Here is a 23257-nt window from a genome sequence, read left to right on the forward strand (position 1 = left end):
CTGCGCGAGGCTGAGGATTGGCGTGGATCACAGGGCGATTTGCTGACACGAGTCAGCAACGCGCTCACGCGCCGGGCTCGACCTTGCCGGAGCCCGAGATGTCTTTTTCGACCTCGGGATCGCCCCAGTAGGTGACCTCGGCGGAGCCCGAGATGTCGGCGTCGAGGCGCTCGCTGGCGAAGACCTCGGCCTCGCCCGAGCCGGACAGCTCGACCTCGACCCGCTCGGCCACGAGGGTGCGTGCGGCGAGCTCGGCGGAGCCTGAGATGTCGACATCGAGGCGCTCGACGGCGCCGGCGAGCGCGACCTCGGCGGAGCCGGACAGGTCGAGGTCGAAGCGCTCCCCGGCGATGCCCTCGACGTGGATCGTGCTCGCGCCGCTGGCGTCGATGGCCTGGAGCGCGGGGACCCAGACCTCGACCTCGAGGGGGAGCTTGGGGTTGACGATCATGTTCTCGAAGCCGATGTCGAGCTCGCTACCTTGGACCTTGGTCAGGATCGAGGGCAGGATGTTGTCGTCGCCGCGCAGCTCGACCTTGGGGGCGGCGTCGGGGTCGACGTGGACGGTGAGCGTGAAGGCGCCGCCGATGTCGATGCGGTCGAAGTCGTCGAGCTCGCGCAGCTCGCTGCCAGCGCTGCCGCTGCCCCGGAGCGTGCAGCCGGTCACGGCCGCCAGGGCGGTCGAGGCAGTCAGGACCATGAGGCGAGCGCGAGCGATGGTCAGGGCGGGCTTGGCGTGGTGCGGCATGTTCGACATTTTGGGCTACCGGGGCGCCTGGCGTGGCCCCAGGGCATTGATTCCGCCCCCGCAGGGGGAGTTTCATGGCGTGAGACAGCCCGCGTCGAGCGCGGGGGCCCAGGCTGGACGCCGAAGGGGGCTGATGGCACCGATACCCCATGCGTCATCGCCTCGGCCGCCTCGCCCTGTGTCTGCCCTTGAGCCTGCTCGCCTGCAAGCTGGCGTCCCCGTCCGCGCCCGAGGACGCCGTGGGCGAGGCCGACGCCGACGCCGCTGACGCCGGTGAGGGCTGGATCGTCGACCGCTTCGCGGACGCCCAGGTCCTGCGCTACGAGGTCCCCAACTTCGAGACCCTGGATCTCCAGCGCAAGCAGCTGCTCTACTACCTCTACGAGGCCGCCCTGTCCGGCCGCGACATCACCTACGACCAGAAGTTCGCGGGCAACCTGCCGGTCCGCAAGACCCTCGAGGCGATCCTCGAGGGCTGGGAGGGTGAGCGCGAGGGCGCCGAGTTCCAGGCGCTGCTGACCTACACCAAGCGAGTGTGGTTCAGCAACGGCATCCACCACCACTACTCCGGGCGCAAGTTCGAGCCGGGCTTCTCGCGCGAGTGGTTCGAGGCGAGCGTGCGCAGCTTGCCGCTGCAGAGCCTGCCCCTGCGGCCCAAGCAAGGCGGCGGCGAGACCGAGCTCGAGAGCGTCGACGAGCTGCTGGCCTACCTCGGGCCGATCCTCTTCGACCCGGCCGTGGCGGCCAAGCGGACCAACCGCGACGAGGCGGCTGACCCCGTGGCCGACTCGGCCAACAATTTTTATGGCGAGGGCGTGACCGCCGAGGAGGTCGAGGCTTTCTACGCGGCCAGGGTCGACCCCAACGACAAGAAGCCGATCTCCTGGGGCCTCAACTCCAAGCTGGTCGAGGCCGCCGACGGGACGCTCTCCGAGCAGGTCTGGTACGCCGAGGGCATGTACGGGCCGGCGATCCAGGAGATCGTCGGCTGGCTGGTCAAGGCCCGCGCCGTGGCCGAGAACGACCAGCAGCGCAAGGCCCTCGAGCTGCTGATCGCCTACTACCAGTCCGGCGACCTGCGCCAGTTCGACGCCTACAACATCGCCTGGGTCGCGGACACCGAGTCTTTGGTCGACACGGTCAACGGCTTCATCGAGGTCTACGACGACGCGATCGGCTACCGCGGGACCTGGGAGTCCGTGGTCTCCTTCGAGGACCCGGAGGCCAGCGAGCGGATCTCGGCGATCTCGAGCCAGGCGCAGTGGTTCGAGGACAACTCGCCGCTGCTCCCGGCCCACAAGAAGAAGAACGTCGTCGGGGTCTCGGCCAAGGTCATCACCGTGGTCGTCGAGGCCGGCGACGCCGCCCCGACCACGCCGATCGGCATCAACCTGCCCAACGCCAACTGGATCCGCGCCAACCACGGCAGCAAGTCCGTCAACCTCGGCAACATCGTGGAGGCCTACGACCAGGTCGCGGCGGGCGACGGCAGCCTCGAGGAATTTTGTGCTTCGCCCGAGGAGGTCGAGCGCGCCAAGGCCCACGGGGCCCTGGCCCACAAGCTCCACGTCGACATGCACGAGGTGATCGGCCACGCCTCCGGGCAGCTCGAGGAGGGCGTCGGGACGCCCAAGGAGACGCTCAAGAGCTACGCCAGCGCCCTCGAAGAGGCACGCGCTGACCTCGTCGGGCTCTACTACGTGATGGACCCCAAGCTCGTCGAGCTCGGGCTGATGCCGAGCCTCGAGGTCGGCAAGGCCGCTTACGACGCCTACATCCGTGGTGGCTTGATGGTCCAGCTCTCGCGCCTCGAGCTCGGCGAGCAGCTCGAAGAGTCACACATGCGCAACCGTCAGCTGGTCGCGGGTTGGGCCTACGCCCAGGGCGAGGCCGCGGGGGTGATCGAGAAGGTCACCAAGGACGGGAAAACCTATTTTGTGATCCGCGACTACGACGCCCTGCGCGAGCTCTTCGCCCAGCTCTTGCGTGAGATCCAGCGCGTGAAGTCGCAGGGAGACTACGCCGCGGGCAAGGCGCTGATCGAGACCTACGGTGTCGCCGTGGATCCCGAGCTCCACGCCGAGGTCCTGCGCCGCTACGAGAGCCTCGACATCGCGCCCTACGCCGGGTTCATCCAGCCCAAGCTCGTCCCACAGATGGAGGGCGACGAGATCGTGGATGTCCGCGTGGAGTACCCCACGGACTTCGCGGCGCAGATGCTCGAGTACGGTGACCGCTACGGCTTCCTGTAGGCGCTGATCCCGGACTTCGCTGTGTCACAGCGCTGACCCGGAATTAGGCCCGTGCTCGAAGACGGGGCTGATTCCGGGTTTTCCGCGCCGAGCGACCTAGGTAGACTGCGACCTCCCTTCGAGGAGTTCGATATGTCCGTAGTCAAGCCTGGTTTCACGTTTCCTCTTTGTCTCGCGCTCGCATTCTCACCCCTGTCGACCACCGCCTGCTCCGACGACGGCGCCAGCGATAGCGGCGACGAAGCCTCCAGCGTGGGGATCGACTCCGACAGCGGTGAGAGCAGCGGGAGCAGCGACGACGAGAGCTCGAGCAGCGACGCCGGGACCAGCGGGACGACCACCGACGGCACGGCCGACGGCGCGGACGGGCAGACCACGGACGACGACATCGACGACGATGACGATGACGACGACGAGGGCGGCGTGAAGTTCGACCTCGAGCCGATCGGCGACGCCGGCTACTCGGTGACCGGCTCGTGCCGCGCGTCCGAGGCCTACGGCGCCTCCGGTGGCTTCCCGGTCTACGACGACCCCGCCTTCGCCGACTTCCTGGACCGGAAGATCGCGATCGTCACCCACCGTGCGCACAGCGGCGGCGCCCCCAACGTGATCACCATCGTCGACATCGACGGCGATCCGCCGCCGCCCAACCAAAACTACCTCGCGCCGCTCTACTACAACTCGCAGTGGACCGAGGCCAACCTCGGCAAGGTCTTTGGCCTGACCCTCGACTCCTACGGCAACATGTACGTCGCGCCCTCGACGGTCTACGGGTCGACGGCCAACACCAACACGATCAAGCGCATCGACGCCGAGACCGGCGAGATCAGCGACTTCGTGACCCTGCCCAACAACGGGCCGGCCTTCGGCAACATCAACTACGACTGCGTCAGCGAGAGCCTCTACGTCGCGAACCACGAGGACGGGCGCATCTACCAGGTCAACATCAACAACGGCGAGGTGATCAGCACCTACCACCACGCCACCGGCGACGTGACCATGGGCGCGGCCAACGACGCGAACGAGCCCAACGGGACCTTCGCGCCCCTCGGCGAGCGCGTGTGGGCGGTCCAGTCCCACGCCGGGCGGCTCTACTACAGCGTGTGGTGGGAGCACTCGCAGACCTCCAACGCCGAGCACAACAACGAGATCTGGTCCGTCGCCTACGTCGATGACGACGGGGTCCCGGACGCGGCCACGGCCAAGAAGGAGATCGACGTCCCGCCGGTCAGCAACACCTCGCAGCCGGTCTCGGACATCAGCTTCGCCCACGACGGCTGGATGCTGATCGCCCAGCGGACCATGTACGGCGACATGCAGACCAGCGCCCACCAGTCGACGACCTTCGACTACGACTACGAGGACGGCGTGTGGGTCTCGCAGGGCACCAACTACGTCGTCGGCGAGCTGCTGCCCTATAGCGCCGCCGGCGGGGTCGACCACGACTACACCTCGGACGAGGACGGCTACGTGTGGATGACCGGCGACGCCCTCGACTTCTACACGCCCAACGTGGTCTACGGCCTCCAGGGCACGCCCCTGGGCGGCGGCGGCATCGAGAACAGCACGCTGATCGACCTCGACCACGAGATCGTCTCGCAGGACAAGACGGTCTACGGTGACGTCGAGGTCCCGATCCCCAGCGACGTCGCCCCCGTTCCCCCTCCCGGCTAGTCCGTCACAGCCCCGCGTCCGTAGCCGGACGCTCGGACGCCCCAGGGCCGCGCTCGATCGTCGAGCTGGCGCTGGGGCGTCTCGCATTTCAGGTGGGCGCGCGACTGGCGTGGACGCGCGAGGGGGGCCCCTCGGGGTAGCTGACCACGCCCTCGGGCATGACCTCCCAGGGGGCCTTCGAGTCCACGAAGATGTGCATCTCGATGACGACCCCCGGATCTCCGTCGACGCAGCCCAAGGTCACGCCGTGGACGCGCCCGCGGTGGGTGCCGCACAGTGTCGAGCCGCAGCGGCTGCAAAAGGCCAACCCAAACTCCGGCATGGTCTCGAAGCGAGTGAGCAGGGCCTCGCCCTGGGTCCAGGTGAAGGTCGCCTCGGGATCGACCTCGGCGTAGGCAGAGGCTTGTCCGCTGAAGGTTTTGCGACAGCGCGAGCAGTGACAAGAGCGGGCGTTCTTCAGGGCGCCGTCGATGCGGTAGCGGATCCCCCCGCAGGCGCACGAGCCGGTGATGGGGTCGCGTGGCTCGGTGGTGTTCGTCATGACCGGCGATGTTGGCGGTGCGAGGCGAGCTTGTCACCTGGCGAAGGCTGCCGCGGTCGGGGGTGCAGCTGTCAGCGGGCTGATATCATCTCGGGGATGAGCTACCCACCGCCAGGATCACCTCCGAACGGACCCCAGGGTCATGGGCAGCCGCCGCCGCAGGGCTACGGTCAGCCGCCGCAGGGTTACGGACAGCCGCCGCAGGGCTACGGCCAGCCGCCGCAGGGTTACGGTCAGCCGCCACAGGGGTACGGGCAGCCGCCGCAAAGCTTTGGCCAGCCGCCGCAGGGCCGCGACTCGGGCAAGCGCACGCTGACGATCATCCTCGTGGTCGTCGTCGGCTGCGTGGGCCTGGTGGGTAGCTGCGTGGCCTTGGGCACCTCGATGCTCCAAAGCGAGGTCTGCGACGCGCTCTCCGAGGACCCCATCGTCGTCAGGCAGCTCGGCGAGGACCTCGAGTGTGACCTCGACTGGGAGGCGACGGCCGAGGACGAGCGGCCGGAGTACTTTCACTACAAAGTCGTCGGTACCCGCGGCAAGGGCGTGGCGATCGTGGACACCGAGTCCACGGGCCCCGACGCGACCGAGGAGATCGTCGACGGGGTGCTCGACCTCGAAAGCGGCCGCGCCTTCGCGCTCGGGCTCGAAGAGGACGAGGTCGAGCGCGAGCTCGAGGCGATCGCGGACAAGCAGAGGCAGGCCGAGGCCGAAGCCGAGGCGTACGAGCGCCAGCTCGAGGACCTCGCCGCGACGCAGGCCCTGATGGAGGAGCAGGCCAGGCAAGAGGCGCAGGCTCAGCAGGAGGCGCAGCCCAGCGACGAGTGAGGCGGCGCAGCGGCCTGCGCGGGGCTCAGCCGACCGCGCGGGCCGGCTCGACGCCCCACTCGGGGACCTCGGCGAGCAGCCGCGAGCGCGAGAGCTCGAGGTACTCGGACTCGCGCTCGATGCCGGTGTAGCTGTGTCCGAGGCGGACGGCGGCCACGCCGGTGGTCCCGCTGCCGTTGAAGGGATCGAGCACGCGCCCGCCCTCGGGGCAGCTCGCGACCAGTAGGCGGTCGAGGAGCGCGAGCGGCTTTTGCGTGGGGTGGCGGCCGTGGCTCTTCTCCGACTTGCCCGGGGCCGGGAAGCGCCAGACGTTCTTCATCTGCTTGTTCCCGTTGCGCTGCTTCATCTCGGGGTAGTCGTAGTAGTGCTTGCTCTTGCGGGTCTTGGCCGCCCACAGCACGAGCTCGGTGCTGTGGGTGAAGTAGCGGCACGAGAGGTTGGGCGGCGGGTTGGGCTTCTCCCAGACCACGTCGTTGAGCATCTTGAAGCCGAGCTTCTGCATGGCGTAGCCCACGGAGTAGATCACGTGCGAGGTGCCCGAGACCCAGATCGTGCCGTCGTCGGTGAGCAGGCGCTGGCAGGCCTCGAGCCAGCGCAGGTTGAAGCCGTGGTTGTCCTCGGCGCCCATGCTCGCGTCCCACTTGCCCTTGTTGACGCTGACGCGCTTGCCGGCCTGGCAGGTGGTCCCGCCGTTGCTCAAGAAGTAGGGCGGGTCCGCGAAGATCACGTCGACGCTGCGCTCGGGCAGGGCCGCGAGGACCTCCAGGCTGTCGCCGGAGATCAGCCGCGCGCGGCCGTCGGGGGAGCTCCAGTACTCGCCGGGGTGGGCGTGGCTGGCCTCGGCCTCCGCCTCGGCGTCGGTGGACGAAGGTAGGGCGCTGATTCGAACGCGGCCGGGGGGCAAGCTGCTGCGCTTGGCCGCGCTGGTCTTGCTCGCGCGCACGCGCTTGGTCGAGGTCGTCTTCTTCGAGCTGCGCTTTTTCGTCGCCACGCGTCGATGCTGGGGGCTGGATCGATCATCAGCGATTTTTCGACACATCGATCCTCGGGGATCACATGCGCCGCTTTGTTGCAGGAACGATCCCCTCGTGCGATGGGCCGCCGCTTCGATACGCTCGTTCACCGGTGGAGACGTACAGGTGTTGAGGTGCGCAGTGATGCAGCGCAGGCCCGCGCGAGATGCTCTTTGTCTGCTCGGGGTGCTCGCCCTGGGCTGTCGCGCCGAGCAGGCGCAGCAGGCCGAGGAGGTGGCGTCGATCGAGGGCGCAGCGCGGCTCGAGCAGGCGCAGCCGGGCGGGAAGATCGAGCCGGGCGAGCAGGCGCAGCCGCGCACGCGGGAGCGAGCTCGGTCTGCGGGGAGCAGTCGTCGCTCGCTCGCGCCGCCGCCGGTCGGCGGCGTGGCCTACCTCGAATTCGGAGATCGACGCCTCCTTCACCTCGACGAGCGCGGCTGGGCGCTGGTCTGGGACGCGCCGCTGCGCCAGATCGTGACCGCGCCGGACGAGGCCCTGGTGATGATCGACGCGCTCGGCGTGCACCGCCTCGAGCACGAGCACGGGCACGAGCACGAGACGGGGGCCTTCGTGACCCGCCTGCGCTTCGACTCGGCGCTGGCCGAGGCCGACGAGCTCGACCTGGGCCCCGAGGGCGGGCTGTGGCTGCTGGATCACGACGCGCCGGGGCAGCTGTGGACGATCGAGGCGCCCGAGATGACGCAGGGCCGCAGCTGGACCGCGGCTGCGGCCGGCATCGAGGTCGAGGCGCTGCTCGGCATGTCCGTGGACGCCAAGGGGCGGACCTGGCTGATCCACAGGGCGCCCTTTGGGCTGGTCCGGCGCGAGCCCAGTGGATCGTGGTCGCGGATCCAGAGCTGGGCCCTGCGCGGCGCGGGCGAGCTGGCCGTGCCCAGGATCCGCGACTGGGGGGTGTCGCCCACCGGCGAGCTCTATCTGCTCACGGCCCGGGCGCTGCTGCACGTCGACGCGCAGGGCGTCAGGGCGCGACTGCGCTTCGACGAGCCCCTGGACGAGCGCGCGATGGCCTTCGATGGCCGCGGCGGCGTCGCGATTTTCGCGCGCGCTCGCTGCGAGCTGAGCGTGCTCGCGCTCGATCGGCCGGGCCAGGCGTGGGCGCCGAGCGAGCAGACCCGGGAGTTCCCCGACTGCGAGGCGCTGCGTCTGAGCGACTTCGACGACCGCGGGCGCGGGTGGTTCGTGGGGGCGGAGGGACACCTGCGGGTGGTGCCGGTGGATCCGGCGCTCGAGATCTCGACCTTCGAGCTGGAGGGTCTCGCCGGGGAGGCCGGGGCGCTCGAGGACGTCGACGTGCTCGGGGACGGCCCGGCGCGGCTGCCCGAGATGGGGGAGCAGACGATGACGACGACGACGATGACGACGACGGCGAAAGAAGGGGCGCCGCGCGAGCCCGGGGCGCAGGGAGAGGCGCCCGTCGAAGGGCGCGCGGCGAGTGAGATCCGCTGGCTGCGTGGTGATGGCGCGCCACCGCCACCTGCGTCTCGCCTCGCGCCGCCGGCCGCGGGGTCCGAGTGAGCTTCGCTGAGGCGCCCGCGGGATCCCCGGCCACGGGATGGCTGGCAGGGATGGGATGAGGGCAGAGATGGCGGGGGTGGCGGCCGATGACGACCGAGGTGCGGGCGAGGTGCGGGCGAGATGGGGCCGAGTGACGGCCGCTTTGGGCCCGGCGAGGTGCCCGATCCCCCCTTTTGTTGCCGTGTGCGCGTCGGCCCTGCTACTGCTCGGCCAGCTATGACCAGCCTTGCGTCGCGATCTCGACCGCTCGGGCCCCTCGCGGCGGCCCTGGCCCTGCTGGCGCTGAGCGCCTGCAAGACGACCACGACAACGAGCGAGACCGTGGGGCCAGCAGAGCCCGCTCGCCGCGCGGCGCAGTCCTTCGTGCACTGCGTCGAGAGCGAGGGCGGAGGCTGCGTGCGCCGGGACCCCAAGCAGGGCTCCTGGGACGCCTTCTCGCTGCTCAACTGGCTGGGCGCCGGCTCGCCGACCTCGATCCTGCGCTCGCTCCAGCGCGAGCTCGAGCACCACCGCGACCCGTTGTCGATCCAGGATCGCCTGGTCGTCCAGGCCGGGCGCTTCCGCGAGCCCCTGCGCGGGGCCGAGTGCAAGCCCGAGTCGGCCGCGCCGATGACCGAGGTGCTGCCCAAGCTGGTCGCGCGCGTGCAGACCCGCATGGAGGGGTTGGGGCTGTGGCGCAACGATCTGGCGGCCGTCGTCGACGCCCTGAAGGGCGAGGTCGAAGATGGCCTCAGCGACGGCTGGCTCGTGCACATGACCTGCTACGGCGACCCCTACGAGATCTGGGTGGCGACGGCGCTCGAGGAGGAGCGCCAGGTGGTCGTCGGCATGTTGACCATGCTGCCGCCCTGGCTCGGCGGCCACCAACCCAGCGAGGAAGTGGTCGAAGGTCGGCTGCGGACGCGCACCCCGAGCAGCTCGACCACCTTGGGCGTGGTCCGCGAGGGGACCATCGACAGTAACTGGCTGCCGCTCGCCGTCGAGGAGTTTTGATCATGGCCAAGCTCGCACTCGTGACCGCGGCCTTGCTCGCCGCGCAGACCCAGATTCAGATCCAGACGCATCAGGCCGCGATACAGGCCGAGGCCGAGGCCGAAGCGGTGGCCGCGGCCGCGCTGAGCGGGGAGCTCGGGGCGCCGCTGATCGACGCCCGGCGCTCGCTCGTCGCGCTCGAGTCGAGCCGCGTCGACCTGCCCGCGCCGCCGCTGCGAGAGCTGCTCATGGCTCAGGCCACGCCGGAGGTCCTGCAGGGCTTCGACACGGTCTTGCTCACGCAGATCAACGCGCTCTTCGGCTCGGAGAACCTGCCCACGGCCAACGGCGCGACCGTCGAGCCCGGGCTCTACGTGACGGCCTCGCCCCAGGAGCTCCAGCTCTTCGATCAAAAGCTGCTCGACCTCCAAGACGGCGTGGTCCCCCCGGGACCGGCCTCGCGCGAGTGCAAGAGCGGCTGCAAGGCCGTGCTCTGGGCGGGCTTTCGCCGGGTGTGGCTGACCACCCTCGAGGAGGCCCAGCTGCTCGCGGTCGAGGTGCCCTCGCGCGTGGTCTTTGGCCTCGAGGCGAGCGTGCCGGGCAAGACCCTGGTCGAGCTCGCCTACGCGGCGGCGGAGACCCGCCCTGGGGTGCCGCCGAACTTCAGCTTGCTGGTCAACGGCGGCAACGCGGGTCTGCGCGCGCGACCCTTTTATCTGCTCCCGCCTGGCGGGGTTCGCGTGGCGCCTGGCGATAGCGCCCTGGGCCTACGCGTGACCTTGGGCGCCGGCGAGAGCTTCGAGATCAGCGCCGCGCACCCGCGCTTCACGCCCAAGATCACCGGCACGGGCTGGAAAGATCTGGCCGCGGAGCTGGCCAAGGTCAAGAAGCGCTACCCCAACAAGGGGGCGATCATCATCGACGTGGGCGAGGGCACGGTGGGCGACGTGGTCATGGTCATGGTCGCCGCGCAAAAGCACTTCGCCGAGGCCGTGTTGACCGACGGCGTGCCGGTCAAGTGGGGCTGAGCTGATATATCCTGCCTGCCATGGCACGCAGGCACCTCGCGCTCTTCGCCGTCATGCTCGCGCTCGGCTGCGGCCCCGTGGTGGAGGGCAGCGCCGTCGACTCGGGCGACACGGAGTCGTCCGCGGACGGGGCCTGCAACCTCGGCGCGCTCGACTGCGCGTGCACTCCCGGGGGCGCCTGCGATCCCGGGCTCGTCTGTGAACACGGGATCTGCGCGACCGAGGGGGCGGAGTCCGGCGACGAGGGCAGCGGCGAGGACTGTGGAACCGAGGGCTGCGCGTGTACCCCCGGCAGCTGTGACTCGGGCTTCATGTGCAGCGCGGGGGTGTGCGTGGCGCTGTGCGGCAACGGGGCCCTCGACGCCGGTGAGCAGTGCGACGACGCCGACGGGATCGACGGCAACGGCTGCGACAACGACTGCACGCGCACCGAGATCCTCCAGATCGACGCCGGGGCCGAGCACACCTGTGCGCTGATCGAGGGCGGGCGGCTGCGCTGCTGGGGCGGCGGGAGCTACGGCAAGCTCGGCTACGGCAACACCGAAAACATCGGGGACAACGAGACCCCCGCGAGCGCCGGCGACCTGGTCTTGCCCCTGGCGATCGAGTCCATCGCCCTCGGCGGCTTTCACAGCTGCGGCCGCTTCGTCGACGGCCAGGTCCGCTGCTGGGGTCAAAACGACTTTGGTCAGCTGGGCTACGGCGACACCGAGAGCGTCGGCGACGACGAGACCCTCGCCGAGCTCGCGGCCGTCGAGCTCGGCGGCACGCCCCTGGCGGTGAGCGTCGACGAGTATCACGCCTGCGCGCGCCTCGAGGGCGCCAAGCTGCGCTGCTGGGGCGTCGGCTTCAACGGTCGCCTGGGCCTGGGAGGGGCCGGCGGCCTCGGGAACTACGTGGGCGACGACGAGCTGCCCTCCGCCGCGCCCCTGGTGTTCGTGGGCGCCACGCCGACCGCGGCGGTCGCCGGGCGCAGGCACAGCTGCGCCCTGACCAGCGACGGTCAGGCGCGCTGCTGGGGGGCGGCCTCCCGCGGCCAGCTGGGCTACGGCGGCACGGATCAGATCGGCGACAACGAGCCGCCCTCGGACGCCGGCGACATCGACCTCTACCCGCCGACGGTCGCCGGGACGGTCAGCCAGCTCGCCCTCGGCGGCGAGCACAGCTGCGCGCTCTTCTCCTCCGGGGAGGTCGTGTGCTGGGGTCGAAACAACCGTGGCCAACTTGGTCAGGGCCATGGCGAGGATTGGGGAGACGGCGAAGGCGAGCACCCTGCGGGCCTCGAGCCGATCGCCCTGGGTGGGCCGGCGGTGGCCATCGCCGCGGGGGACCGCCACAATTGTGCGCTGCTCGGCACGGGTGACGTGCGTTGTTGGGGCGCCAACAACTATGGCCAGCTAGGCCTGGGGATGGCCGGCAACGTGGGGGACGACGAGCTCCCGACGGCCGTCGCTACGGTCGAGCTGGGGGATCACGCGATCATGATCACCGCCGGCCAAGAGCACAGCTGCGCGCTGCTCGAGGGCTACGAGCTGCTGTGCTGGGGGCGAAACAGCGACGGGCGCCTCGGCTACGCCAACACGCAGACCATCGGCGACGACGAGAGCCCCACGGCGGCCGGAGCGGTCGACTTGCTCTGAGCGCGTGGCGACTCGCCGCGGCTCCTCGAACGCGCAGGTAGAGCCGCGTTCGCGCGTGTAGATCGACAAAGAGCAGGTTGGGGCTCGCGCGCTCCATGTACTCGTGCCAGCTTGGAAAGGGAGGGCATCACCCGCCTTCGTAGCTGGCAAACATCGTGACTGTGGAGAGTTCAAATCTGCTCTTGGATACCGTCGGCTACGCGAAGGCGCGATCGACGGGTCCGCTGCTGACCGAGGTCGTCGAGCTCGGGACGCGAGACACGGAGCGGATCGACGCCGACGTCGCCCCTGGACAGGAGCTCGGCGAATATCGCCTCGAGCAGCGTTTGGGCATTGGTGGCATGGGAGAGGTGTTTGCAGCCTTACACCTGCCGAGCGAAGAGATCTACGCGCTCAAGGTCCTCGGTCGCGTCAGCCCCACGGCGCTCTATCGCTTCAAGCGCGAGTTTCGAGCCCTCGCCGACGTCACCCACCCCAACTTGATCAGCCTTCACGAGCTGGTCGTGCTCCGGGGGACGCAGCCCTTCTTCACCATGGAGCTGATCGACGGCTCCGAATTCACCCGCTACGTCCGCGGTCGGGCTCCCCAGCGGCACCTCCCCAACCTCGTGCGGCTCAACCGGGCCGTCCGCCAGCTGCTCGCCGGGCTGCAGCACCTGCACCTCTCCCAGCGTCTGCATCGCGACGTCAAGCCTTCGAACGTCCTGGTCACCCGCGAAGGTCGGGTGGTGATCCTCGACTTTGGCCTGGTCTCGGAGCCCTCGAACGTCGACGCCGGCCTGACCCACGACGGCGCGCTGATCGGCACGCCGGCCTATATGGCGCCGGAGCAGGCCGTCGCCGGCAAGGTCGGGACGCCCGCCGACTACTACGCCGTGGGCGTGATGCTCTACGAGTGCCTGACCGGTGAGCTGCCCTATAAGGGCTCGGCCCTGCAGATCATGCTGCAAAAGCAAGAGGGCAAGCTCCCGGATCCGCGCGCCAAGGTCCCCGCGATCCCCGAGGAGCTCGGGGCGCTGTGCATGCAGCTGATGGCCTGGGATCCGGCGCAGCGGCCCTCGGGGCTCGAGCTCCTCGCTCGCCTCGAGGACATCGAAGACTCGGTCGCGGGCGTCGCCCCGACGCGCACGCGCGAGCGCGAGCAGAGCCGGGGCGTGATGGCGCGGGCCAGGGCCAGGGAGACCTTCGTGGGGCGCGAGCGCGAGCTCGAGGTCCTCGACGCGGCCTTGCGCGACGTCGCGCAGACCCACGCGGCCCAGGCCGTGCTCGTCAAAGGTGCCCCGGGCATGGGCAAGTCATCCCTGCTGCGCCGCTTCCTGGCTCGGGCCCGGCGCGAGCGCGGGGCGCTGATCCTCTCGGGGCGCTGCTTCGAGCGCGAGTCCGTCCCCTACAAGGGGGTCGACGCGATCGTCGACGCGCTCTCGGTCCAGCTGTGTCGGCTCTCGGAGATCGAGCGCGAGGCTCTCCGGCCGCGCAATGTGGCCGCGCTGATCCGGATCTTTCCGGTGCTCGGGGCGGTGTGGCCAGCGCAGGGCGCCGCGCTCGAGGGTCGCGGCGGCGCGCTGACGGAGCTGCGCCGGCTGGGCACGATCGCGCTGCGCGAGCTGCTTGGGCGGCTGAGCGCGCGCAAGCCCGTGGTCTTGTGCATCGACGACTTCCAGTGGGCCAAGCGCGACAGCGGGGACCTGCTCGGGGCGCTGATGCGTCCGCCGAATTCGCCGAGGGTGTTGGTCTTGCTCGGTGCGTGTCAGGGGGTGAGCGAGGGGGGCGCCGAGCCGAGGTCGTGCGGGGCCACCCTCGCGAGCTTGGGCCTGGCCGAGTCTCTCGCGGGTGTCGACGGGCAGATGCTCGAGCTCGCGCCCATGACCACCCAAGAGGGGCTCGCGCTGGCCGAGCGGCTCATGGGCGAGGCGGTGGATCTCGACCTCGCCCACGCCTTCGTCGAGCGGGCGCGCGGCAACCCCTTTCACCTCGAGCAGCTCGTTCTCGGCGCCGTGAGCTCCGACGTCGACGAGGACGACATCGATCAGCTCGTCACCCGGCGGGTGGTCGGCCTCGACGCCGAGAGCCGCCGGCTGCTCGCGGCGGTGGCGATCGCCGGCGGGCCGCTGCCAGTGGCGGTGCTCGTCGAGATCTTCGCCCCCACGCCCCAGGCGCAAGTCGAGGCGCTCATCGACGAGCTGTGCAGGCTCGGCCTGCTCGTCCGCGCCTGCCTCGAAGAGGGCGAGGCCCGAGGCGTCACGTCAGCGTCAGCGTCATCAGCGTCATCAGCATCATCGTCATCGTCATCGTCATCGTCACGAGACGCCTATCAGTCCTCGCAGTCGGGGCTGCTCGGGCTGGCGAAGCTGGCGGTGAACACGGCCCACGGCCGGATCCGCAAGCTCGTCGTTGGCGAGCTCGAGCTCGTCGAGCTGCGTGGGCTTCACCTTCAGCTGGCGGGGGCGCTCTCGGGCCCCGGGGCCGACCTCGAGACCCTCGCCGAGCACTTTGCCCTGGGCGGCAACACCGAGCGAGCGGCCGAGTACGCCGAGCAGGCGGCGGAGGCGGCCGCCGGGGCCCTGGCCTTCGCCCGCGCCGTCGAGCTCTATCGCTGGACCCTCGAGCTGCTGCCCAAGGGCGCCTCCGAGCTGCGTCGCCGGTCCTTGCAGCTGGGCCTGGCGCATCAGCTGATCTACCTCGGCCACGGGTCCGAGGCCGCCGACCTCTTGCTCGAGCTGGCCGTCGGTGTGGGGCGGGACGAGGCCCGGGAGCTCCGGCGCCTGGCCGCCGAGCAGCTGCTGCGCTCGGGTCGCCTCGACGAGGGGCTCGCGCTCAGCCGCGAGCTGCTCGCGGCCCTCGGGGAGTCCATGCCGCGCAGCTTTTGGGGCGCGGCGTGGATGTTCATCAGTCAGCGCGCGCGGCTGTGGCTGCGCTCGTTTGGGCGCGCGCCCGCGCTGCGCAGCGAGGCGGAGGTCCCCGAGGCGCTGCTCACTCGCCTCGACATGGTCGCCATGGTCGCGTCGAGCATCTCGATGACCGAGCTCGTCACGACCCAGGCCCTGCACGCGCGGGCCCTGGTCCTCGCCCAGGAGGCCGGCGAGCCCAGGCGTCTGGCGCTGATGCTCGCTTACGCGTGCACGGCCAAGGCCGCGCTCGGGCGCAGCGAGGCCGCCAAGGCCTGCGAGATCCAGTGTCGAGAGATCGCCGCGCACGCCGACGAGCTCCAGCTCGACCTGACCATCGAGCTGTCCGCGGCCACGGCCGACTGGTTCTCGGCCAAGCTCAACCTCGCCCGCGACCGCTTCGCGCAGCTGCTCGCGCGCCTCGAGAGCGTGCCCGGGGCCGACTGGGTGCGCGTGTTCTCGACCATTCGCTACGCCGAGACCTGCATCCTTGGCGGCTACCTGGCCGAGCTCCGCCGCGAGATGACGGGCTGGCTGAGCGCGGCGCGGACCCGCGGCAACCTGCACGAGCTCGCCTCGCTGCACGGCCTGGCGGCGATCGCCTCGCTCTACGACAACGACCTCGAGGGCGCGCGGCGGCAGCTCGCGCTCGGGCGCGAGCTGTGGCGCTCGGATCGCTTCACGCTCCCCGGGCTGACCTTGGACCTCGCCGCCCTCGACGTGCACCTCTTCGCGGGCGAGCTCGAGGCCGGCTTCGCCCAGGTCGAGGTCATCGCCGCGCGCGCGCGCGACAACGGGCTGCACCGGCTGCGTTCGGTCCGCGACTACATCGCCCAGGCCGAAGATCGCTGCGTCGTCCGGGCGGCCTTGCAGGCGCCGGCGAGGCGCGAGCTCCTCGACCGCGTGCGCGCGAGCTGCAAGCGCCACCACCGCTACCGAGACCCCTTCTTTCGCGGACAGGCGCACATCCACGAGGCCGCGCAGCACTCGCTGATGAACGACCGCGAGGCCACGCGCCGCAGCTGGCGAGCGGCGGAGCTCGAGTTCCTCGAGCGCGGTCAGCTGGCGATGCTCGCCGTGGTGCGCCTGCGCCTGTCCGAGCTCACCAGCGGGCGAGAGTCCGCCGAGTACCAGGCCAGCGCCGAGGCCTACCTGAGCGAGCAGGCCGTACCCGGCGCCCAGGGCCTGGTCGACTGGCTGGTCCCGCGCCACGGCTGAGCGGGCTCGGCTCCGCTCAGTGCTGGCGGCTCCGAGTCTGTAAATCTTTCCCGCGCGTCCTCAGGTGCGTCGCCTGGGGGAAAGAGTCACAGACTCTCAGTCGTCGCCGCCGCCGCCGCCGATGACCTTGAAGGCCGCGCGCCGGCTCCTGGCCTCGCGCTCGCTGGCGTCGATCTCGGGCTGCTCGTCGGTGTCGGCCGCGGCTGCGGTCACGTCGGCGTCGGCGTCGGCGTCGGCCTTCGGGTCCTCGACATCGCTCGGGGCGGCGTCGTCGCCAGAGTCCTCGGCGGCCTCGAGGCTCGTGCCGCTGGTCGAGCTGGCGGCCGCGTCGTCCTCGGTCTTCTTGCGCTTGCGCCTCCGAGGCCGGCGCGCGCTCGTGTCCGCGCGGACCTTGGTGAGCGTGGGGTCCTCGGCCGCCGGGGTCGCGGCCTCCGTGTTGGCGTCGGCGTCGGTGTCTGCACCGCTATCTTCGCCGGCGCCCTCGACCACGAGCTTGGGGCCGGGCTTTGGCTTTGGCTTTGGCTTGGCCTTTGTCTTGCCCCGTTGCTCGCGCACGGCCTGGGGCATGCGCTCCTCGAACACCAGGCCGCGCCCGGTCTCGCGGTCGACGACCACGTAGATCGCGTCCCAGGGGAACACGCAGCGGGTGACGTAGCCGCCAAAAGAAAGGTCTGCCTCGACGCCGACCTCGGTGAAGGCGAGCTCGAGGGGGTAGCTGGGGTCGAGGTCGATGACCAGCTGCTGCTTCCACTGCTCGCGCACGAAGTCGGGGCAGACCGCCTGGGCGTGGGTCACGTCGACGTGCAGACGGGGGCAGCGCTCGTTTTCGTGGAGCGACTCGATCGCGCGCTGGATCGGATGCATGAGCGGCCAGGGTACCAAGAATGGCGCCTGATTCCATGGCGCGCCGCGGCGCCGCGGAATCAGGCGCTCGGCGGAGCCTGGTGACGCGTCAGACCAGCTCTTTGTGCACGCGCCACAGCGCGTCGGTGAACCACCCGCGCTCGTCTTGCCAGGCGCCCACGGGTCGAAAGCCCGTCTCGCGCGCGAGGTCCTCGACGTCGGAGGTCAGGAACTTGAAGCTGTACTCGACGAAGATCGGCTCCCAGGGATCGAAGGTGAAGCTCTTGTTGAGCGCGCCGATCGAGACCTCCTGCCGGCGGAGGCTGACGAGGTAGCTCTCCATCGCCCCGGAGAACACGTTGTAGGTCCCGAAGTGCTGGAAGCTGGCGAGGTTGAAGTCGCCGTCGAGCTCGGTGTTGATCCGCCGCAGCAAGTTGAGGTTGAAGTCGCGGGTCACGCCCTCGCGGTCGTTGTAGGCCGCGAGCATCACGTCGATGTCTTTTTTGAGGTCGAAGCCCGTGAGCACGAGGTCGCCGGGGTTGCAGGAATTCCACAGCGTGCGCATGAACACCCGGGTCTGAGCCGGGTTGAAGTTGCCGATGTTCGAGCCGAGCATCAGTACGAGCTTGCGGCGCTCGGAGTTCTCGACGTTGAGCCAGCGCAGCGCGTCGAAGTACTCGCTGACGATGCCGCGGGTCGGGATCTCGGGGAGCTCGTCTTGCAGGGCGTCGACCAGCCACTCGAGCGCGTCGCGGGAGATGTCCACGGGCACGTACTCGATGTCGAGCTTCCGCTTGGCGCAGGCCTCGAGCAGGATCCGGGTCTTGGTCCCGTCGCCGGCGCCGAGCTCGACGATGGTCGTGGGTCGGCTGCTGAGCAGCTCGACCATCTCGTCGCGGTGCTGGCGGAGGATCTCGGCCTCGCAGCGCGTGGGGTAGTACTCCGCGAGGCTGGTGATCTTCTGGAACAGGCGGCTGCCTTCGGCGTCGTAGAAGTACTTGCTGGGCAAGGAGCGGCGCTCGGTGCTCAGGCCCATGAGCACGTCGAGGGCGAACTGCTCGCGCTCGTTGCTCTCGAGTTTGCTGGGGTCGAGGGTCGTGATTGCAGACATGAGGCTCGTCCGGTTCAGCGAGCGAGGCGCAGGCCGGTGAACTGCCAGCGCTTCTCGGGCTGAAAGAAGTTGCGATAGGTGATCCGCAGGTGGTTGGCAGGGCTCGCGCACGAGCCCCCGCGGAGCACCATCTGGTTCATCATGAATTTGCCGTTGTACTCGGCGAGGGAGCCGTCGAAGGCGCGAAAGCCCGGGTAGGGGCGGTAGGGGCTGGCGGTCCACTCCCACAGGTTGCCGAGCAGGCGGAAGGGCTCGCCCTCGACCTGGGGGTGGAGGCGGCCGCCGTCGAGGGTGGCCAGGGGCTCGCGCGGGCCGAGGTCCTGGGCGGCGATCTCCCATTCTTCTTCGGTGGGCAGGCGCGCCCCGGCCCAGCGCGCGTAGGCGTCGGCCTCGTAGAAGCTCAGGTGGCAGACCGGCTCGTCGGCGACCACGGCCTGCAAGCCGTGCATGGTCATCTGCCACCACTGGCCGTCGCGCTGCTCCCAGTAGAGCGGCGCCTCCCAGCCCTCGCAGCGCAGGACCTCGCAGCCATCGCTGAGCCACAGGCCCGGCGAGGTGTAGCCGCCGTCGGCCATGAACTCGAGGTACTCGCCGTTGGTCACGCAGCGCCCGGCGAGCTCGAAGGGCTCGAGCCAGGCGCTGTGGCGGGGGCGCTCGTTGTCGAAGCAAAACTCGGGCGCGTCCCAGCCGAGCTCGCGGCGGCCGCCCTCGAAGGCGCGCCAGGTCTGGGCGCAGGCCCGCGGGGTCTCGCCCGAGCCCGAGCCCGAGCCCGAGCCCGAGCCCGAGCCCGAGCCCGAGCCAGGAAGCTGGTGGTAGCGCGGACGCAGCGGGTTTTGGGCGAAGATGTGCTTGGTGTCGGTGACGAGCAGCTCTTGGTGCTGCTGCTCGTGGTGCAGGCCAATCTCGATGATCGGCCCGGCCTCGGCGGGGGCGTCGCCGCGCTCGAGGAAGGCGCGCATGGCCGCGTCGACGGCGAGGCGATAGTCGCGGACCTGCGCGACCGTGGGCCGGCTGAGCACCCCCCGCTGGGGACGGTTCCAGCGCGGGCCCACGCTCTCGTAGTAGCTGTTGAAGAGGTAGCCGTAGGCCGGGTCGTGGACCGCGTAGCCGGGCACGAAGCGCTCGAGCACCATGGCCTCGAAGAACCACGTGGTGTGTGCGAGGTGCCACTTGGGCGGGCTGACGTCGGGCATGGTCTGCACGACGTGGTCCTCGACCTCGAGCGGCTCACACAAGGCCAGCGTCTGCGCCCGCACGGCGTCGTAGCGAGAGCGTGGGGGGATTTTGCTGGGCATGGGCTCCTCCGCGGGCGACAAGCTAACACGAAACACCGATCTCGAAAGTGGGGCGGGGACGGGTGGGGAGCGCATCGCAGGCCGGCGGGCCGGCCGCCGCGGACGCTAGTGTGCGCGGCAGAGGACTTGAAGGGCCCCAGGCTTGGAGCACCGGCCGCTGACTTCGTTGCTCGTCAGTCATTTGTGCCCGACAAACTCCCTCCTCGCGCCTCGTCAGCAACCGGCGGTCCGGCGCCTGGGACCCTTCAAGTCCTCTGCCGCGCACACTAGCGAGGCGGCCGTTCGAAGCCGGCGCTCCTGGGATGTCGGTACTCGTGTCGCCAGGGCGAGGCGCGACATTGGTACATCGGCACATCGACACATCGACACATCGACACATCGACATATCGTCGACATTTTTTTGTGGTGTGTTTCGCGTGACAATCTCGAGGACAAATGGCAATGTCTGGCCCGTCGTGACGCGAGCTCCTCGAGGCCTCGAGGGGCTCGCGTCATATGAAAACACCAAGGGATAGACTTCGATGCCCGAAACAGACGTGTCTTGGCTGGAAACCCTGATTTGGGGAAATACCGTGCAGCGCTGGCTGATCGCGCTGGGGATCGTCGTGGGCGCGCTGATCCTCGGCCGCCTGGTGAGCGCGCTGATGCGCAGCTTGGCCAAGCGGACCAAGTGGGAGATCGCGAATTTCATCGCCGACAGCATCGGCGCGCCGGTGATGGTCTTCGTGATGGTCTTCGGCCTGCGGGTGGCCTTCGAGTCCCTGACCTTCCAGGCCAGTACCCGCGAGCTGCTGATGAAGGGCACCACCTTCTTCGTGGGGGTGATCCTCACGTGGCTGCTGGTCCGGGCCTACGACGCCGTGCACCAGGGCCTGTTCTTGCCCTACGCGAGGCGCCCCGAGACCGCCATCGACCTGCACGTGTTCTCGGTGCTCCAGACGGTCGTCAGCGTGCTGCTGTGGGCCATCGGCCTGGCGAGCGCGCTGGCGAGCATCGGCTTCGAGGTCACGGCCGTGCTCGCGGGCCTGGGCATCGGCGGCGTGGCGATCGCCCTGGCCTCTCAGGACACGGTGTCCAACTTCTTTGGCGGGTTGATCGTCCTCACTCAGCGGCCCTTCAAGGTCGGCGACCGCATCGCCGTGGCGGGGGTCGACGGCTGGGTCCAGCACCTGGGCTTTCGGACGACGATCATCAAGAACTGGTACGGACGCGACATCACCGTCCCCAATACCCAGTTCACCAACAGCATGGTCACGAACATCGACAGCCAGAGCTGCTACTACTTCGAGGTCCGTCCGCGCCTCGACCCGCGGACCACGCCCGCGCAGCTCGTCGAGGCCCTGAAGATCTGCCGCCAGGTCGTCCTCGATCACCAGGACATGCTCGACGAGATCTCGTGGGAGGCGGTCGACAAGATCGGCCACGGCTACATCGAGGTCGAGTTTTGGTACGCGGTCTCCAAGTGGTCGCCGGACGAGCGCGAGCGCTTCCCCAACGAGTACCAAAAGCAGTGCATGGCCAAGACCGCGGTCAACCTCGAGCTCCTGCGCCGCTTCGAGGCCGCGGGGATCGTGCTCGCGCTGCCCATGGACGTGCACTGGAACGTCGAGGTCGAGCGCGGGGCCGGGCCGACGCGCCTCGAGCCGCCGCAGGGCCTGCGCCTGGGGCCGACACTGGGGCCGACACCGGGGCAGCTCGGCGGGCCCGGCGGCCCTGTCGGTCCCGCCGGCCTTCCTCAACCCGGCCATTGATGGGATAAGGCGTGCCGATGCGCGCGCGTGAGCTGTCCTTGTCCCAGCTGTCGTGGAGCGCTCACCAGCTGGTGATGCGCTTTCGCTTCGACGAGCTCGAGTTCTCCACCGTCTACTGGTACCCGGACACGGACCTGCTCGAGCTCGAGGGGCGCTTTGGCCACGACCTGGTCGAGCGCCTCTTCGTGCACGTGGCGCTGTTCGAGATCAACAAGATAGCGAGCTTGCGCCCGCGGACCTTGAGCCTCGGCCCCTACGCGCGCCACCACAGCGAGGCCCTCGAGCGCCTGTGGTCGACGATCTTCCACAAGGTCTGGGCCCAGTGGCGCTACGAGAACGACCTGCCCGAGGAGCCGCCGGTGCGCTGGATCGACACGCCGCGCTCGCCCGGGGGCGCGCCGGTGCGCCGGGATCGTCAGCGCGAGGAGCTGCTGATGTTCTGCGGCGGCGGCAAGGACAGCCTCGTCAACATGAAGCTGCTCGAGGGCGCGGGGATCCCCTTTGCGACCCTGGCCTACGCCGCGAGCATCTACGGCCAGGCCGCGCCCCAGCTCGCGCTGATCGACGGCCTGGTCGCGCGCGGGGCCGCGACCAGGCGCCACCGCCAGATCATCCTCGACGACTTCTTCGACGCCCCGGTGCTCGAGCTCTACGGCCAAGAGCTCGGGGTGCGCACGATCACCGCCGCCGAGACCCCGAGCTCGATCTTCGCCGCCTTGCCGCTGATGCTCGCCCACGGCTACGGCTACGCGGTCCTCGGTCACGAGGCCAGCGCCAACCAGGGCAACCTGATCTGGGCGGCGACCGGCGAGGACGTCAACCACCAGTGGGGCAAGTCCGCCGAGGCCGAGGCCCTGCTCGACGACTACGTGCGCGCGGAGCTGGTCGCCGACATCGGCCTGTTCAGCGCGCTGATGCCGATCCACGACGTGGTGATCTTCGAGCTCCTGCGCCGCGACGAGGACTCGCTGTTCGCCACGCACTCCTGCAACGTGGCCAAGCCGTGGTGCCGGCGCTGCCCCAAGTGCGCCTACGTGTGGCTGGGCTACCGCGCCCACCTCTCGCGCGAGGTCGTCGAGGCGATCTTCCCCGAGGCGCTGCTCGAGGTCCCGGACAACTACGCCTTCTTCCACGACATGGTCGGCCTCGGGGAGCACACGCCCTTCGAGTGCATCGGTCAGATCGAGGAGAGCCGGATCGCCCTGGCGCTGTGCGGCGCCCGTGGCCTGCTCGGCCCGCGCGGGCGCGAGCTGCTCGGGCGCCTGCCGGCCATGGACCTCGACGGGGTGCTCGCCGAGTTTTGCAAGGTCGACGCCGCCTCGGCGCGGCTGCCCTCGGCCTACGCTCCGGGCATCCTGGATCAGATGCACAGCGCCTCGCTCAGCGCCCAGGCGCGGATCCGCGGCCTGCTGGGCTCCTAGCTAGGAGCGGGTCGTCGCGACGTCGATGACCTCGGCCCCGAGCTGCTGCTCGAGCTGCGCCGGCGCGACCTCGACCAGGAAGCCGCGCTGGCCGCCGTTGACGAACACGGCCTCGAACTCGAAGAGGTCGAGCTGGAGATAGATCGGCATGGCCGTGCGCTGGCCGAAGGGGCTGATCCCCCCGACGCGGTAGCCGGTCAGCGCCTCGGCCCGCTTTTGGGCGCAGGGCGTGACCTTCTTGGTGCCGATGGTCTTGGCCAGGACCCCGGTGGCGACCTCGAAGGGTCCGTTCATGACCACGCACAGCGGATCCCCGTCGCCGGTCTCGAAGATCAAGGTCTTGGCCACGCGCATCAGCGGGACGTCGAGGGCCTCGGACGAGCCCCGGGCGCCGCCGCCGGTGTAGCGGTAGAGGTGCGGCGTGAACGGGACCTCGCGCTCGCGCAGGAAGCGGATCGCCATGGTGATCGGGTGCTCGGGGCGGGCCATGTCAGGGCTCGGCTC

General features: G+C 69.9%; 17 protein-coding genes. 10 read left to right on the forward strand and 7 right to left on the reverse strand.

Going from position 1 to position 23257, the window contains the following annotated elements; genetic code table 11:
* Window positions 1–64: 64 nt before the first annotated feature.
* Entirely contained in the window at window positions 65–748 is a 684-nt protein-coding gene (locus G6O69_RS12325; RefSeq protein WP_172303704.1) for a head GIN domain-containing protein, read from the reverse strand.
* Window positions 749–897: 149 nt separating this feature from the next.
* Between G6O69_RS12325 and G6O69_RS12330 the strand changes: the two genes are divergently transcribed.
* Together G6O69_RS12330 and G6O69_RS12335 are read left to right on the forward strand one after the other, a co-directional pair.
* Window positions 898–3000 carry a dihydrofolate reductase gene (locus tag G6O69_RS12330; RefSeq protein WP_172303705.1) on the forward strand — a complete coding sequence of 701 codons (2103 nt, stop codon included), beginning with the start codon at window positions 898–900 and terminating at the stop codon, window positions 2998–3000.
* 132 nt (window positions 3001–3132) lie between these two features.
* Window positions 3133–4674, forward strand: a complete 1542-nt coding sequence (locus G6O69_RS12335) for a hypothetical protein (protein ID WP_176396791.1) — start codon at window positions 3133–3135, stop codon at window positions 4672–4674.
* 88 nt (window positions 4675–4762) lie between these two features.
* Here the strand turns inward: G6O69_RS12335 and G6O69_RS12340 are convergent, their stop codons facing one another.
* Complete coding sequence (locus G6O69_RS12340) at window positions 4763–5215, reverse strand: GFA family protein (protein WP_172303707.1); 453 nt, start codon at window positions 5213–5215, stop codon at window positions 4763–4765.
* A gap of 96 nt (window positions 5216–5311) precedes the next feature.
* Between G6O69_RS12340 and G6O69_RS12345 the strand changes: the two genes are divergently transcribed.
* Window positions 5312–6040: a hypothetical protein gene (locus G6O69_RS12345; RefSeq protein ID WP_172301240.1), complete on the forward strand. Its 729-nt coding sequence runs from the start codon at window positions 5312–5314 to the stop codon at window positions 6038–6040.
* 25 nt (window positions 6041–6065) lie between these two features.
* On the opposite strand, the gene G6O69_RS12350 is transcribed toward G6O69_RS12345, so the two are convergent.
* The gene (locus G6O69_RS12350; RefSeq protein WP_346017034.1) at window positions 6066–7031 is read right to left on the reverse strand and encodes a site-specific DNA-methyltransferase; all 966 of its coding nucleotides are present in this window, start codon (window positions 7029–7031) and stop codon (window positions 6066–6068) included.
* 166 nt (window positions 7032–7197) lie between these two features.
* Here G6O69_RS12350 and G6O69_RS12355 point away from each other — a divergent pair, with 166 nt between their 5' ends.
* The 5 genes from G6O69_RS12355 to G6O69_RS12375 all read left to right on the forward strand — a co-directional run bounded on the left by G6O69_RS12355 (window position 7198) and on the right by G6O69_RS12375 (window position 16332).
* The gene (locus tag G6O69_RS12355) at window positions 7198–8589 is read left to right on the forward strand and encodes a hypothetical protein (RefSeq protein WP_172303709.1); all 1392 of its coding nucleotides are present in this window, start codon (window positions 7198–7200) and stop codon (window positions 8587–8589) included.
* Window positions 8590–8805: 216 nt separating this feature from the next.
* The gene (locus tag G6O69_RS12360) at window positions 8806–9582 is read left to right on the forward strand and encodes a hypothetical protein (protein ID WP_172303710.1); all 777 of its coding nucleotides are present in this window, start codon (window positions 8806–8808) and stop codon (window positions 9580–9582) included.
* A 2-nt stretch (window positions 9583–9584) separates the two neighbouring features.
* On the forward strand, window positions 9585–10589 hold the full coding sequence (locus G6O69_RS12365) for a hypothetical protein (protein WP_172303711.1): 1005 nt from the start codon (window positions 9585–9587) through the stop codon (window positions 10587–10589).
* 20 nt (window positions 10590–10609) lie between these two features.
* Window positions 10610–12229: a hypothetical protein gene (locus G6O69_RS12370; RefSeq protein WP_172303712.1), complete on the forward strand. Its 1620-nt coding sequence runs from the start codon at window positions 10610–10612 to the stop codon at window positions 12227–12229.
* A 161-nt stretch (window positions 12230–12390) separates the two neighbouring features.
* On the forward strand, window positions 12391–16332 hold the full coding sequence (locus G6O69_RS12375; protein WP_172303713.1) for a serine/threonine-protein kinase: 3942 nt from the start codon (window positions 12391–12393) through the stop codon (window positions 16330–16332).
* Window positions 16333–16428: 96 nt separating this feature from the next.
* Here the strand turns inward: G6O69_RS12375 and G6O69_RS12380 are convergent, their stop codons facing one another.
* The 3 genes from G6O69_RS12380 to egtB all read right to left on the reverse strand — a co-directional run bounded on the left by G6O69_RS12380 (window position 16429) and on the right by egtB (window position 19581).
* Window positions 16429–17196, reverse strand: coding sequence for a ClpXP protease specificity-enhancing factor SspB (locus G6O69_RS12380; RefSeq protein WP_172303714.1), 768 nt, complete (start codon window positions 17194–17196; stop codon window positions 16429–16431).
* An 88-nt stretch (window positions 17197–17284) separates the two neighbouring features.
* Window positions 17285–18286, reverse strand: coding sequence for an L-histidine N(alpha)-methyltransferase (gene egtD / locus G6O69_RS12385; protein ID WP_172303715.1), 1002 nt, complete (start codon window positions 18284–18286; stop codon window positions 17285–17287).
* A gap of 14 nt (window positions 18287–18300) precedes the next feature.
* Window positions 18301–19581 (reverse strand): ergothioneine biosynthesis protein EgtB, encoded by a 1281-nt coding sequence (gene egtB, locus G6O69_RS12390; RefSeq protein ID WP_172303716.1) that lies wholly within the window; start codon window positions 19579–19581, stop codon window positions 18301–18303.
* 572 nt (window positions 19582–20153) lie between these two features.
* Here egtB and G6O69_RS12395 point away from each other — a divergent pair.
* Both G6O69_RS12395 and G6O69_RS12400 read left to right on the forward strand, forming a co-directional pair.
* The gene (locus G6O69_RS12395; RefSeq protein ID WP_172303717.1) at window positions 20154–21332 is read left to right on the forward strand and encodes a mechanosensitive ion channel family protein; all 1179 of its coding nucleotides are present in this window, start codon (window positions 20154–20156) and stop codon (window positions 21330–21332) included.
* 17 nt (window positions 21333–21349) lie between these two features.
* Window positions 21350–22753 (forward strand): hypothetical protein, encoded by a 1404-nt coding sequence (locus tag G6O69_RS12400; RefSeq protein ID WP_172303718.1) that lies wholly within the window; start codon window positions 21350–21352, stop codon window positions 22751–22753.
* Here G6O69_RS12400 and G6O69_RS12405 read toward each other — a convergent pair whose 3' ends face one another.
* Window positions 22754–23242, reverse strand: a complete 489-nt coding sequence (locus G6O69_RS12405) for a YbaK/EbsC family protein (protein WP_172303719.1) — start codon at window positions 23240–23242, stop codon at window positions 22754–22756.
* Window positions 23243–23257: the final 15 nt, after the last annotated feature.

The sequence above is a fragment of the Pseudenhygromyxa sp. WMMC2535 genome (assembly GCF_011083025.2).